Source organism: Microbacterium zouquanmingi (genome assembly GCF_052266695.1).
Lineage (GTDB): Bacteria > Actinomycetota > Actinomycetes > Actinomycetales > Microbacteriaceae > Microbacterium.
This window is the reverse complement of the sequence record NZ_JBQPQZ010000003.1, coordinates 236,510-248,886: the sequence shown is the minus strand read 5'-3', so window position 1 is coordinate 248,886 and position 12,377 is coordinate 236,510. Positions and strand designations below refer to the sequence as shown.

At 67.1% G+C, this 12,377-nt stretch carries 12 protein-coding genes; 2 read left to right on the top strand and 10 right to left on the bottom strand.

All coding sequences use genetic code 11. The features are described from left to right. Position 1 precedes the first annotated feature (1 nt). The 4 genes from araA to ACTU6U_RS08185 all read right to left on the bottom strand — a co-directional run bounded on the left by araA (position 2) and on the right by ACTU6U_RS08185 (position 5,002). On the bottom strand, positions 2–1,525 hold the full coding sequence (araA, locus tag ACTU6U_RS08200; protein WP_443468634.1) for an L-arabinose isomerase: 1,524 nt from the start codon (positions 1,523–1,525) through the stop codon (positions 2–4). An 81-nt stretch (positions 1,526–1,606) separates the two neighbouring features. Further along, complete coding sequence (locus ACTU6U_RS08195; RefSeq protein ID WP_443468633.1) at positions 1,607–3,232, bottom strand: xylulokinase; 1,626 nt, start codon at positions 3,230–3,232, stop codon at positions 1,607–1,609. After that, complete coding sequence (locus tag ACTU6U_RS08190) at positions 3,229–3,936, bottom strand: L-ribulose-5-phosphate 4-epimerase (protein ID WP_443468632.1); 708 nt, start codon at positions 3,934–3,936, stop codon at positions 3,229–3,231. Before ACTU6U_RS08190 ends, ACTU6U_RS08195 begins: the two co-directional genes overlap by 4 nt. A 40-nt stretch (positions 3,937–3,976) precedes the next feature. Beyond that, positions 3,977–5,002, bottom strand: coding sequence for a LacI family DNA-binding transcriptional regulator (locus tag ACTU6U_RS08185; RefSeq protein WP_443468858.1), 1,026 nt, complete (start codon positions 5,000–5,002; stop codon positions 3,977–3,979). 212 nt (positions 5,003–5,214) lie between these two features. Here ACTU6U_RS08185 and ACTU6U_RS08180 point away from each other — a divergent pair, with 212 nt between their 5' ends. Then, positions 5,215–6,216: a helix-turn-helix domain-containing protein gene (locus ACTU6U_RS08180; protein ID WP_443468631.1), complete on the top strand. Its 1,002-nt coding sequence runs from the start codon at positions 5,215–5,217 to the stop codon at positions 6,214–6,216. 38 nt (positions 6,217–6,254) lie between these two features. Here ACTU6U_RS08180 and ACTU6U_RS08175 read toward each other — a convergent pair whose 3' ends face one another. Together ACTU6U_RS08175 and ACTU6U_RS08170 are read right to left on the bottom strand one after the other, a co-directional pair. Next, a complete protein-coding gene (locus ACTU6U_RS08175) occupies positions 6,255–7,508 on the bottom strand; it encodes a D-arabinono-1,4-lactone oxidase (protein ID WP_443468630.1) in 1,254 nt (417 codons plus the stop codon). 81 nt (positions 7,509–7,589) lie between these two features. Next, a complete protein-coding gene (locus ACTU6U_RS08170) occupies positions 7,590–7,967 on the bottom strand; it encodes a winged helix-turn-helix transcriptional regulator (protein WP_443468629.1) in 378 nt (125 codons plus the stop codon). An 82-nt stretch (positions 7,968–8,049) separates the two neighbouring features. Here ACTU6U_RS08170 and ACTU6U_RS08165 point away from each other — a divergent pair, with 82 nt between their 5' ends. Continuing rightward, positions 8,050–8,460: a RidA family protein gene (locus ACTU6U_RS08165; protein ID WP_443468628.1), complete on the top strand. Its 411-nt coding sequence runs from the start codon at positions 8,050–8,052 to the stop codon at positions 8,458–8,460. 20 nt (positions 8,461–8,480) lie between these two features. On the opposite strand, the gene ACTU6U_RS08160 is transcribed toward ACTU6U_RS08165, so the two are convergent. The 4 genes from ACTU6U_RS08160 to ACTU6U_RS08145 are packed head-to-tail and all read right to left on the bottom strand — an operon-like array spanning position 8,481 to position 12,376. Continuing rightward, entirely contained in the window at positions 8,481–9,257 is a 777-nt protein-coding gene (locus tag ACTU6U_RS08160) for an enoyl-CoA hydratase (RefSeq protein ID WP_443468627.1), read from the bottom strand. A gap of 11 nt (positions 9,258–9,268) precedes the next feature. After that, entirely contained in the window at positions 9,269–10,183 is a 915-nt protein-coding gene (mmsB, locus tag ACTU6U_RS08155) for a 3-hydroxyisobutyrate dehydrogenase (RefSeq protein ID WP_443468626.1), read from the bottom strand. Next, complete coding sequence (locus ACTU6U_RS08150; RefSeq protein WP_443468625.1) at positions 10,176–11,231, bottom strand: enoyl-CoA hydratase/isomerase family protein; 1,056 nt, start codon at positions 11,229–11,231, stop codon at positions 10,176–10,178. Before ACTU6U_RS08150 ends, mmsB begins: the two co-directional genes overlap by 8 nt. Further along, the gene (locus ACTU6U_RS08145) at positions 11,228–12,376 is read right to left on the bottom strand and encodes an acyl-CoA dehydrogenase family protein (RefSeq protein WP_443468624.1); all 1,149 of its coding nucleotides are present in this window, start codon (positions 12,374–12,376) and stop codon (positions 11,228–11,230) included. The genes ACTU6U_RS08150 and ACTU6U_RS08145 overlap by 4 nt, the downstream gene beginning before the upstream one ends. Position 12,377 lies beyond the last annotated feature (1 nt).

Sequence of the window (12,377 nt, the reverse complement as noted above, 5' to 3'; positions counted from 1 at the left end):
CTCACAGGCCCTGTGCGAGACGGTAGTACGCCTGGTTCCAGCGCACCTGCTTCTGGAACTCGGGCAGCGTGGTCTCCTCGTCGATGACGAGCAGCTCGACCTCGGCCATCTCCGCGAAGTCGCGGAACGCTTCCAGGCCCACCGCCGTCGACATGACCGTGTGGTGGGCGGCGCCCGCCGTCAGCCAGGCAGCAGCGCTGGTGTGGAAGTCGGGCTGCGGCTTCCAGACAGCGCGGCCGACCGGAAGGTTCGGCAACGATGCCCGCGGCTCGACGTTCTCGACGACGTTCGCCGTCAGGCGGAACCGGTCGCGCATGTCGCTCAGCGCGACGACGATGGCGGGGCCAGAGTCGGCGGTGAAGACCAAGCGCACCGGGTCCTCCTTGCCGCCGATGCCGAGCGGGTGCACTTCGAGTGTCGGCTTCGCCGTGCTCAGCGACGGCGACACCTCGAGCATGTGCGCCCCGAGGATCAGCTCGTCGCCGGGGGTCATGTCGTAGGTGTAGTCCTCCATCAGGCTCGCACCTCCCGGGAGCCCCGCACCCATCACGTTGGCGATGCGCACGAGCACCGCGGTCTTCCAGTCGCCCTCGGCGCCGAACCCGTAGCCCTCTGCCATGAGTCGCTGCACTGCCAGGCCCGGCAGCTGCTTGAGCGATCCCAGGTCTTCGAACGACGTGGTGAAGGCGCCGAAGCCGCCCTCTTCGAGGAACGAGCGCAGACCGATCTCGATCGCAGCCCCATCGCGCAGCGACTGGTGTCGCTCGCTGCCCTTGCGCAGTTCCGGGGCGACCTCGTAGAGCTCCTCGTACTCGGCGACGAGGGCGTCGATGTCGGACGAGGATGCAGCGGTGACAGCATCCGCCAGGTCGTTCACGCCCCACGTGTTGACCTGCACGCCGAAGCGCAGCTCGGCCTCGGTCTTGTCGCCCTCGGTGACGGCGACGAAGCGCATGTTGTCGCCGAATCGGGCGAGCTTGAGCGAGCGGGATGCCGCAAGTCCTGCTGCCGCACGCTGCCAGGTGCCGAGCTCCCGACGCACGCGCGGGTCGCTGGCGTGACCAACGACCGTCTTGCGCGGGATGCCGAGACGCGTCTGGATGTAACCGAACTCGCGGTCGCCGTGGGCGGCCTGGTTCAGGTTCATGAAGTCGAAGTCGATGTCAGCCCAGGGCAGTTCGACATTCGCTTGGGTGTGCAGGTGCGCGAGGGGCTTCTGCAGCGCGTCGAGCCCGGTGATCCACATCTTGGCCGGGCTGAAGGTGTGCATCCAGCACACGAGGCCGATCACGCGGTCGTCGGCATTCGTCTCGAGGACCGTGCGCTTGATGCTGGCGGTGTCGGTGAGCACCGGCTTCCAAACGATCTTCACGGGAACCTCGGATGCAGCATCCAAAGCCTCGGCGATCGCACGCGACTGGTCGGCGACCTGAGCGAGGGTCTCAGGTCCATAGAGGTGCTGGCTGCCGGTGAGGAACCAGACCTCGTACTCGTCGAGGCTCGTCTTCAGCGGTGTACGTGTCATGAGCGGTCTTTCTTCTTGTTCAGGTCGCGATTTACGCCGGTATGACGGATGCTTTGCGGCATGTTTTGCGACCTGAGCGGGCTAGATGGACGAGACTGCGGCGGCCTCGATGGCGAGGCCGGCGCGGTAGCGATCGAGGAAGGTCGTGAAGCCGACAACGTCAGCGGGATCGGGGTCGGCCGTGGCGAGGGATGCCGCGGCGAACACCTGATCCTCGAGATAGCTACCGAGGTCACTCTGTGCGGAATGAGCGAGGTACGACGCAAGGACGGCGATCCCCCACGCTCCGCCCTCGGCGGCGAGTTCGCCGACGGCGACGGGTGCGTTGAGGGCCCCGGCGAGGAAGCGCTGTGCGACGCCAGCGGTGCGGAACATGCCACCGTGCGCGAACATCCGGTCGATCTGCACGCCCTCACCCTCGAGCACCTGCATGCCGAGGGCGAGCGTGCCGAAGACGCCGTACAGCTGAGCGCGCATCGCGTTGGCGAGAGTGAACGAGCTGTCCGGGGTGCGCACGAACAGCGGCCGCCCCTCGGTGAGGCCCGCGATCGGCTCTCCGGCGAGGTGGTTGTACGCGAGAAGTCCCCCGGCATCCGCATCGCCTGCGAGCGCCTCACGGAAGAGCACGTCGAACACAGCGTCGTCGTCGAGCGGGCTGCCCGCTGCGGCCGCGAAGCGTGCGAACATTCCGGCCCAGGCGGCCAGTTCGCTTGCGCCGTTGTTGCAGTGCACCATCGCGACCGCGTCACCGGCGGGAGTGGTGACGAGGTCGAGTTCGTGGTGGCTGCCGCTGAGCGGACCCTCGAGCACGACCATCGCGAAGATGCTGGTGCCCGCGCTCACGTTTCCGGTGCGCGGCGCCACTGAGTTCGTCGCGACCATGCCTGTTCCGGCGTCACCCTCCGGCGGGCACAGCGGGATGCCGGGGCGCACCGCACCACTCGGATCCAGCAGGGCCGCCCCCTCGGCGGTCAAGGTCCCGGCGACCGTGCCAGCTGGAAGGACGGCGGGGAGGAGGTTCTTCAGCGGCGCGGGAAGCCGGTCGCCGACCAGGGAGTCGTAGGCGTCCACCATCCGCTGGTCGTAGTCGCCCGTGGCGGAGTCGATCGGGAACACGCCAGAAGCATCTCCCACGCCCAGCACTCGTTCTCCGGTGAGTCTCCAGTGCACGTATCCGGCCAGCGTCGTGACGAAGTCGACCTGCGGGACGTGCGCCTCGGCATCGATGGCGGCCTGGTGAACGTGCGCGATCGACCAGCGCAGCGGGATGTTCATCCCGAACAGCTCAGAGAGCTCTTGCGCAGCTCGTCCTGTGCTGGTGTTGCGCCAGGTGCGGAAGGGCACGAGCAGATCGCCTGCCGCATCGAAAGCGAGGTAACCGTGCATCATCGCCGAGATGCCGATGGCCCCGAAGGTTTCAGGCCGAGTGCCGTGGCGCTCCTCGGCGTCGGCGACGAGATCGGCGAATGCTGCCTGCAGTCCCTGCCAGACCTCATCCAGCGCATAGGTCCAGACGCCGCCCTCGAGGCTGTTCTCCCACGCGAACGAGCCGACAGCCAGCACCTCAGTGGCGTCAGGTCCGATCAGGCACGCTTTGATGCGGGTCGAACCGAACTCGATTCCGAGGCTCGTGCGCCCCTCGGCGATGTCATCCCGCCCGGTCCCTGAGCTCTCCCGCCCGGTCCCTGAGCTCTGTCGAAGGGTCACCGGCGCGCATCCGAACTCTGGCCGTACACGTTCTGGTACCGGTCGTACAGGCTGTCGATCGCGTCCTGCGGAATCGGGATCAGCGGGCCGGCCTCACGTGCGTAGTGCACGGTGCGCGCGACGTCTTCGACCATGACGGCTGCCTTCACCGCGTCCTTCGCGTTCGTGCCGATCGTGAAGGGTCCGTGGTTCTGCATGAGCACTGCGCGCGAGCGGTGTCCGGTGAGCGTGTCGACGACGCCGCGGCCGATCGAGTCGTCGCCGATGATCGCGAAGGGGCCGATGGGAATCGGGCCGCCGAACTCGTCGGCCATGGCCGTGATGACGCAGGGGATCTCTTCGCCGCGCGCAGCCCAGGCGACCGCGAAAGTCGAGTGAGTGTGCACGACGCCGCCGACCTCGGGCATGTGCCGGTACACGTAGGCGTGGGCTGCGGTGTCACTCGAGGGCGAGCGTTCACTGCCCGGGCTTCCGGGGATGACGTTGCCATCGAGATCGCACAGGATCATGTTCTCGGGCGCGAGGTCATCGTACGAGACGCCGGACGGCTTGATGACGAACAGCTCGGCTCCCGGCACGCGACCGGAGACGTTGCCACCGGTCCAGACGACGAGGCCGTTGCGCACCAGCTCGTCATGCAGACGTGCGACGTCTTCTCGCACAGCGTCGATGGCGTGCTGGATGCCATCAGGGAAGTTCGTCATTGAGGTCCTCTCGCGACTGTGACCGGTCACGGCAATTGTGTCAGGGGTTGCCCTGGCGCGCAATGCCGCTCCGGCGCCGCAGCGCGTGGATGGACGCACGCTCGACGAGCACCGGCGCGACCGGCTCACGCGACACGAGGCCCTCGCCGGTGACCGCCGCGACAGCGCGGCGAGCGAGCTCCTCGAAATCCTGGCGTACCGTGGTCAGCGGTGGCCAGAAGAACGCGGCATCCGGGGCGTCGTCGAAGCCCACGATGCTGACGTCCTCCGACACACGCACCCCCCGCTCGCGGAGGCCGCCGATGAGCCCGAGCGCCATCTGATCGTTGCTTGCGAATACCGCGGTCGCACCGGATTCATCGATCGCGGCGGCGGCACGATGCCCGGAGCCGGCCGTCCAGTCACCGCGGACGATCGCGACCGGATCCAGTCCGTGTGCGGCGAGCTCGGCGACGAAACCGGCTGTGCGTGCGCTGGCCTCCATCCACTCCTCGGGTCCGGAGATATGGGCGATGTGCCGGTGCCCTGCACCGACGAGCGCTCTGACCGCCAGCCGCGCACCGGCGACCTGATCGACGGACAGCCCGCTCTCCCCTCGCCCTCCTGCGTGCAGCATGGCGACGGGTACACCCACGTCGAGGCCGTCGAGCGCGTCGAGCGCGCTCGCGTGCGGGGCGAACACGATGAGCCCGTCCACGGCCTGCGCCTGCAGGTGCGCGACCGCCGAGCGCACCGAGTCCGCATCGCCGGAATCGGCGAACGCCGCTGACACCCAGAACCCGGCCGCGCGGGCGGATGCCTCGATCGCGGCGATGCTGCGGGACGGTCCGTACTGCAGGGCATCGGATGCCACCACGCCGATCGTCCGCGTCCGCTTGGTGCCGAGCGCGCGTGCCGCGTTGTTCATGCGGTAGCCGAGGTCGGACATCGCCGCACGCACGCGCTCTTTGGTCGCCTCCGCCACATCGGGATGCTCGTTGAGCACACGCGAGACGGTCTGCCTGGAGACTCCCGCGGCCGCTGCGACGTCACGCACGCCGACGGGGCGTCGCGGGTCGCTGATCATGTCGCTCACGCCGACGAGTGTATGCCGAATGAGCCACTCCTCCCGCGCTCGTGCCAGTCTGAAGGCATGCGCATCGCACTCACCGGAACATCGGGCACGCTCAGATTCGAGCCGCAGCACTCCTGGCGCGACCACGTCTGACGAACCCGCCCGACGCCCCGCCTGAGCGGGGGCTTGCATCTCAAGCCGCTTGAGGTCCCAGAGTGGAGGACATGAACGAGACACAAGAAGAACTGCACCTCATCGGTGACGTCGCCCGCCGCACCGGCCTCAGCGTCAGCGCCATCCGCTACTACTCCGACGAAGGGCTCGTCGAGCCCACCGACGAAACCGACGGCGGCCACCGCCTCTATGACGCGGAAGCGATCGCACGCCTGGAATTCATCCGCACCCTCCGCGACCTCGAGACGGGCCTCGATCAGGTCAGGCGCGTACTCACCGGCACCGTCGCGCTGCGCGACCTGCTCTCCGAGCACCTCGAGGTCGTCGAGACCCGTGCGCGCGATCTGCAGGCCAAGCGCGCGGTGCTGCGTGCGCTCGTGCGCAACGAGAGCACCCAGGAGCGCACCCGGCTGCTGCAGAAGCTCGTGGCGATGTCAGACGAGGAACGCCAGAGCCTGGTCGACGACTTCCTGACCGAGGTGTCGCGCGGCATGCCGGCCGATGTGGCCGACCGACTCCGCGAGGCGCATCCGCGACTGTCCGTCGATCCCTCGCCCGAACAGCTGGACGCGTGGATCGATCTCTCCGAGCTCCTGCAGGACGACCACTACCGTCAGGCCACCCGCGAATACCTGCGCGAGACGTACGCCTCCGAGATCGGGCGGAAGATGGCGGAGCCCGACATCCAAGCCTTCATCTCCCGCGCTGGCGAAGAGCTGATGCCGAAGCTCATCGCCACGCACAGCGCCGGGCTCGCCCCCACCGATTCCGCTGCGCGGAATCTGGCCGAGCAGTTCGTTCAGCAGGCAGCCGCCGCAGGCGGAGCGATCGTCGACGATGATCTGCGCGCCCGGTTAGCGGCCCGGTATCGGGAGGTCGACGAACTGCTCGTTCACGCGCTGGAAGACGATGGCTATCGGGCGTCAGAGGGCCGTTACCTCGAGCTGGTCGCCGTCATCAACGGCACGCCCGGCCCCGAAGCATCCGCTCGTGGGGGGATCGACCTCCGCAGCTTCGGTGAGTGGCTCTCGCGAGCGATCCTGGCAGTGTGACGGCCAGCGGGCGACCGGAAGGGGTGACCAGTGCGGCGTCAGAGTCCCAGTCGAGAGAGGTACTCGTTGCCCAGCCGCCGCTCGGGATCGAACCCTGCGCGCAGCGCCGCGAAGTCGTCGAACCGCGGGTACCGGCTGCGCACTTCGGCCCCGTCGAGCGTGAAGACCTTGCCCCAGTGCGGGCGCGCGGATGCGGGCAGAGCCGCTTCCAGCACAGGAAGGAACGCGCGGATCGCGGCTTCGTCCGGCTTCCAGGTGAAGTGCAGTGCGACGGCATCCGCTCCGTAGGCGGGACTGAGCCACAGCTCGTCCGCCGCGACCGTTCGCACCTCGTTCACCAGCAGCAGAGGCGCGATGCGATCGGCGAGTGAGCGGACCGCACCGATCGCGGCGAGCGCATCGGTGCGCGGAACCAGATACTCGCTCTGGAGCTCGGCGCCGGCGGACGGCGTGAACTCGAGCCGGAAGTGCGGCAGGCGCTGGAACCACGGGCCCGCCACCCCGCGCTGGACGCTGGTGGCGACCGGATCGACACCGAGGATCGGATGCCGTTCGCCGTCGGATGCCACCGCCCCCAGACGTGCGGCGAGCGCGGCGCGCTCCTCGCCGCGCTGCTCCGGCAGCCGCTGCTTGATCCAGAGCATGTCGGCGACATCCGTGCGCTGCCAGGTCGTGAAGATGCTCACGCTCGTGCCCGCGCCGGTGACCGCGTCGAGGTCGGCGAGGATCGCATCCCATCGGGGTGCGTCGAACACGTGCTGCGCGACCTCGTAGGTGGGTTCGACATCGAGGGTGACGTCGAGCACGGCTCCGAGCGCGCCGAGCGAGACGACGGCGCCGTCGAAGTCGGCGTCGCCCCGCGCGAGCCGCCGGATCTCGCCGTCGACCGTGAGGATCGTGAGTCCGCGTACAGCGGATGCGAGCGAGCCGATGCGGTCGCCCGACCCGTGGGTGCCTGTTGCGACGGCGCCGGCCACGGAGATGTGCGGCAGCGATGCGAGATTCGCCAGCGCGAGGCCCTGCGCCTCCAGCTCGGGGGCGATATCGCCATAGCGCAGCGCGCTGGAGACTCGCACGGCGTCTCCAGACTCGTTCACCTCGATCTCACGCGGCATCCGGTCGAGGGCGATGAGGACCCCGGGGGTGTCGGCAATATCGTTGAAGCAGTGCCTCGTGCCGAGGATGCCCACCAGACCGCCCGCCTTGAGCAGGCCGCGCAGCTCATCGATGGTCGACGGATGCGCGATCTCGGCCGCCGTGTATGTGAGGTTGCCCGCCCAGTTCTTCTGCATGTTCTCATCCTGCCTCGTTCCGAGGCCTCATCGATGCTGTGCGTCTCCGAGGCGATGACGCCCCCGCTCACCCCAGCGAGATCAGTGGTCGAACTCGAGATCGAAACGGTCACGGGCGCGAGTCACGTCCCCCATGTGAGCCGATGTCCACCGCAGCAGTGCGTCGATCAGATCCTGCAGTGTCTGGCCGAGATCCGAGATCCGGTACTCGACGGCGAGCGGACGCGTACCGAGGATGACGCGATCCACCATGCCGTTGCGCTCGAGCCGGCGAAGGGATGCCGTCAGCGACTTCTGCGAAACCGCGGGGATCGCGCGCCTCAGCTCGTTGAAGCGCCGCGGCTGCTCGCAGAGTGTGTCGAGGATCAGCAGCGACCATTTGTCCATCACCTCGTCGAGCAGCTCGCGGTGCTCGTCAGATATCTGAGCCGGAAGAGCGGTGAGCGCGGTTTCGTTCATGAAACCTAGTTTCGTTGAAGTTGCCTTTGAATACTAGGTATAAAAAGTACACCTAGATAAAGACCACGAAAGCGAGCCTGATATGACCGTTGAACTTCTCACCCCAGAGGGCATGTTCCAGCCCGTTCCTTACCACCACGTCTCCGTAGCATCCGGCCAGCGCCTGATCAGCGTTGCGGGTCAGATCGCCCGGGACGAGCACGCGAACAGATTGTTCCCGGGCGACCTGTCGGGCCAGCTCGCCCATGCGCTACGGAACACCGCACGAGGGTTGGCGGGTGCCGGTGCGAGCTTCGCAGATGTGGTGCGCCTGCGCTTCTTCGTCGCCCGCTGGGAGCCGTCGCGATACGACGACTTCATCGCCGGTCTCGAAAGCGTCATCGAGGAGCTCGGCATTCCGCAGCCGCTGCCTCCGCTGTCGGTCATCGGCGTCGACTACCTCTTCGAGCCCGACGTGCTCGTTGAGGTCGAGGCCGACGCCGTCACGGACTAGTCGTCACGCGCAGAGGCCACTCAACGGTGGCTGAACTCCGGTGCGCGCTTGTCGCGGAAAGCAGCCATGCCTTCTGTCTGGTCATCGAGCGCGAACGTCGCGGCGAACGCCTGCTTCTCGAAGCGAAGCCCCTCGGCGAGCGACGTCTCCTGGGCTGCTTGGAGGGCGGCCTTCGCCGCGTAGACCACCGGCAGCGACTTGGATGCGATCGCTTCGGCGACTTTGCCCGTCTCTGCGAGAAGCTGATCGGCCGGCACCACACGCGAGACGAGGCCTGCGCGCTCAGCCTCTTCGGCGCCCATGGTTCGCCCGGTGAGGATCAGCTCCGCTGCCTTGTACTTGCCAATCGCGCGCGGCAGGCGCTGAGTCCCGCCGATCCCGGGGATCACACCGAGGTTGATCTCAGGCTGCCCGAACTTCGCGGTGTCTGCGGCAAGGATGATGTCGGCCATCATCGCCAACTCGCAGCCGCCACCGAGGGCAAAACCGGCCACTGCCGCAACCACGGGGGTGCGCAGACGCTCGAACTCGGCCCAGCTCGCGAAGGGGTCGGCAAGGTACATATCGACATAACCGCTGTCAGCCATCTCCTTGATGTCCGCTCCTGCGGCGAAGGCCTTGGCCGAACCCGTGATCACGATCGCGCCGATTTCGGGATCCGCATCGAAAGTTCTGCTCGCCGTGACGATCTCACGAATGAGGATGGAGTTCAGCGCATTGAGCGCCTCCGGTCGGTTCAGTGTGATCCAACCCACGCGCCCCTTGGTCTCGACGATGACAGCTTCATAACTGCTCATGTCCGCTCCGCTCACGAATCAGCCACCGTGCTTTGGGCGCGGATCGAGTTGATGATGCCGGAGAAGTCCTGCCCGGCCCCGTTGCCATCGGCGAACGTCTTGTAGATCTCCCGTGCGTGACGCCCCAACTGTGCGTCGACACCGGTGAGGGCGATCGCTGATTCAGCGAGCCCGAGGTCCTTCGACATAAGAGCCCCTGCGAACCCGGGCTGGTAGTCGCGATTAGCGGGGCTGGTGGGAACGGGCCCTGGAACCGGGCAGTTCGTCGTCAGCGCCCAGCATTGGCCGGAGGCATTGGACGCCACATCGAAGAGCGCTTGATGGCTTAGCCCGAGGCGCTCGCCGAGGACGAATGCCTCAGCGACGGCGATCTGGGAGATGCCGAGGATCATGTTGTTGCAGACCTTGGCCGCCTGGCCGAGTCCGGAGCTGCCGCAGTGCACGATGCGTGCGCCCATGACCTCGAGAATCGGGCGGGCTGCCGCGAAGTCCTCATCGCTCGCGCCGACCATGAACGCCAGCGTGCCTTTCTCCGCTCCGACGACGCCACCGGAGACCGGCGCATCCGCCGCGCGGTGGCCTGCGGCGAGGGCGAGGTCGTGAGCCTGTCGGGCCTCGTCGACCGCGATGGTCGAGCAGTCCAGGAACAGGGTATTCGGCTTTGCGGAGGCCAACAGGCCCGGTGTGTTCTCGTCGCCTTGGTAGGCGGCAATCACGTGACGGCCGCTGGGCAGCATCGTGATGACGATATCGGAGGCAGCAACGGCGGAGTTCGCGTCCGGGGCGATCTCGATGCCGTTCTCACCTGCAACGTCCAAAGCCGTGGGCATCGGATCGAACCCGATCACGCCATGACCGGCCTTCACCAGGTTGGCGGCCATCGGACCGCCCATGTGTCCGAGGCCGAGGAATGCGATGTCAGACATTGTTACTCTCCTTCAGTCCTAATTCGTCGCCAAACGGCTGAAAGTACGTGTCGATGGCGGTGGCATCCAGATCGTTCACGGACTGCCACTGCGGGTTGCGATCCTTGTCGATGACCTGTGCGCGCACCCCCTCGGCGAAGTCCGCCCCAGCATGGGCGCGGCGCGAGACACGGTACTCCTGATCAAGAGCCTGCTCGAGGCTCGTGAAACCAGCCGCCCGGCGAAGCGATTCCAGAGCGACTGCGAGCGCAGTGGGGGACTTCGCCATCATGGCGGCAGCGGCCTTGTCGGCATCCGCATCCCCAGCGGCGCGGAGCCGGTCGAGGATCTCGGTGACCGACTCTGCTGAGAACGCATCATCGATCCAGTCGCGCGCGGCCAGCAACGGTGATTCACCGGGCTCCGCGGCGAGGAGCGTGACAGCCTCGCCGGCCCCGGTGCGCTCGAGTGCGCCGAGGAGTTTCGGGATGCTGCTCGCAGGTACGAAGGTGTCACTGAGGCCGATCGCGATGGCATCCGCTGCTCCCACTGAACCTGCGGTGAGGTCGGCTAAGGTGCCGAGCTCGCCCGGAGCGCGGGAGAGAAGCCAGGTGGCCCCGACGTCAGGGATGAAGCCGATGCCGACTTCGGGCAGTCCAAGCTTGCTGCGTTCGGTGACGATGCGGTGCGAGGCATGCGCCGAGATCCCGATGCCACCGCCGAGGACGATGCCGTCCTGGATCGCGACGACCGGCTTCGGATAGCGGGCGATCTGCGCATTGAGGTGGTACTCGTCGAACCAGAACGCCGCCGACGCAGAACCGTCACCGGAGACGGCGTCTTCGTAAAGACTGACTATGTCGCCGCCGGCGCACAGTCCTCGCTCACCCGCTCCCGTGATCGCGACGGTTTCGATCGCCTCGTCACCGGCCCATCGTGTGAGCGCATCGCTCATCGCTCGAATCATGTCATGGTTCAACGCATTGATCGCGCGCGGACGGTTGAGCGTGATCACTCCGAGCCGGCCCCGCTTCTCGAAGAGGATCTCCGGCTCTGCAGTATCCGTCATCGCACACCCGCCAGCAGCTCGCGGCCGACGATGAGCTTCATGATCTCGTTCGTGCCTTCCAAGATCTGGTGCACGCGCAGGTCGCGAACGACCCGCTCGATGCCGTACTCGTGGAGATATCCGTACCCACCGTGGAGCTGGAGCGCTTCGTTGGCGACGCGGAACCCGGCATCCGTCGCAAATCGCTTCGCGAGAGCGCACGCGGATGCCACATCCGCCGCTTTCTCGTCCATTTTCACAGCCGCGCGCTGCAGCAGCGCACGCGCTGCCTGCAGATCGGTCTCCATGTCGGCGAGGGCGAAGACGATCGATTGATTCGCGGCCAGCGGCGCGCCGAAGGCTTCTCGCTCCTGCACATAGGAGGTCGCACGGTCGAGAGTCCACTGCGCACCGCCGAGTGAGCAGGCACCCATATTCACGCGTCCGCCGTTGAGGCCCTTCATAGCGATGCCGAAGCCATCGCCTTCTTCGCTGAGACGGTTGCCGACGGGCACCCGCACGTCTTCGAAGATGACCTGACGGGTGGGCTGCGCGTTCCAGCCCATCTTCTTCTCGTTCGGCCCGAAGCTGAGCCCCGGAGCGTCGGCGGGGACGAGGATCGCACTGATGCCCTTCGGCCCGGCAGGTCCGGTTCGTGCCATCACGAGGTAGACGGCTGACGAGCCCGCGCCCGAGATGAACTGCTTCGTGCCGTTGAGCACGTACTCGTCACCCCCGCGCCTGGCACTCGTCGTGATCGCCGCGGCGTCAGATCCTGCTCCGGGCTCGGTGAGACAGTAGCTGCCGAGGTCGGTCATCGCGACCAGGCCAGGCAACCAGCGCTCGCGCTGGTGCTTGTCACCGAACTCGTCGATCATCCAGGCGACCATGTTGTGGATCGAGATGTACGCCGCGATCGTCGTGTCGCCCTTGGCAAGCTCTTCGAAGATCGCGACGGCATCGAGGCGGGACAGGCCGGAGCCGCCGACGTCCTCTCGGACGTAGATGCCGCCGAGGCCGAGTTCGCCCGCCTCCTGCAACGTGTCGGTCGGGAAGTGCTTCTCGGCATCCCACTCCGCCGCATTCGGCGCGAGCCGAGCGGTCGCGAAATCGCGGACTGCATCGACGAGCGCCGCGCGGTCTTCGTCAGTCAGTGATGCGTACATG

Bases quoted from the DNA above. Each gene is read 5' to 3' on its own strand.
- ACTU6U_RS08185 (WP_443468858.1), bottom strand. From the start codon at position 5,002: ATGATCAGCGACCCGCGACGCCCCGTCGGCGTGCGTGACGTCGCAGCG.
- araA (WP_443468634.1), bottom strand. From the start codon at position 1,525: ATGACACGTACACCGCTGAAGACGAGCCTCGACGAGTACGAGGTCTGG.
- ACTU6U_RS08145 (WP_443468624.1), bottom strand. From the start codon at position 12,376: ATGTACGCATCACTGACTGACGAAGACCGCGCGGCGCTCGTCGATGCA.
- ACTU6U_RS08150 (WP_443468625.1), bottom strand. From the start codon at position 11,231: ATGACGGATACTGCAGAGCCGGAGATCCTCTTCGAGAAGCGGGGCCGG.
- ACTU6U_RS08160 (WP_443468627.1), bottom strand. From the start codon at position 9,257: ATGAGCAGTTATGAAGCTGTCATCGTCGAGACCAAGGGGCGCGTGGGT.
- ACTU6U_RS08190 (WP_443468632.1), bottom strand. From the start codon at position 3,936: ATGACGAACTTCCCTGATGGCATCCAGCACGCCATCGACGCTGTGCGA.
- ACTU6U_RS08180 (WP_443468631.1), top strand. From the start codon at position 5,215: ATGAACGAGACACAAGAAGAACTGCACCTCATCGGTGACGTCGCCCGC.
- mmsB (WP_443468626.1), bottom strand. From the start codon at position 10,183: ATGTCTGACATCGCATTCCTCGGCCTCGGACACATGGGCGGTCCGATG.
- ACTU6U_RS08170 (WP_443468629.1), bottom strand. From the start codon at position 7,967: ATGAACGAAACCGCGCTCACCGCTCTTCCGGCTCAGATATCTGACGAG.
- ACTU6U_RS08175 (WP_443468630.1), bottom strand. From the start codon at position 7,508: ATGCAGAAGAACTGGGCGGGCAACCTCACATACACGGCGGCCGAGATC.
- ACTU6U_RS08165 (WP_443468628.1), top strand. From the start codon at position 8,050: ATGACCGTTGAACTTCTCACCCCAGAGGGCATGTTCCAGCCCGTTCCT.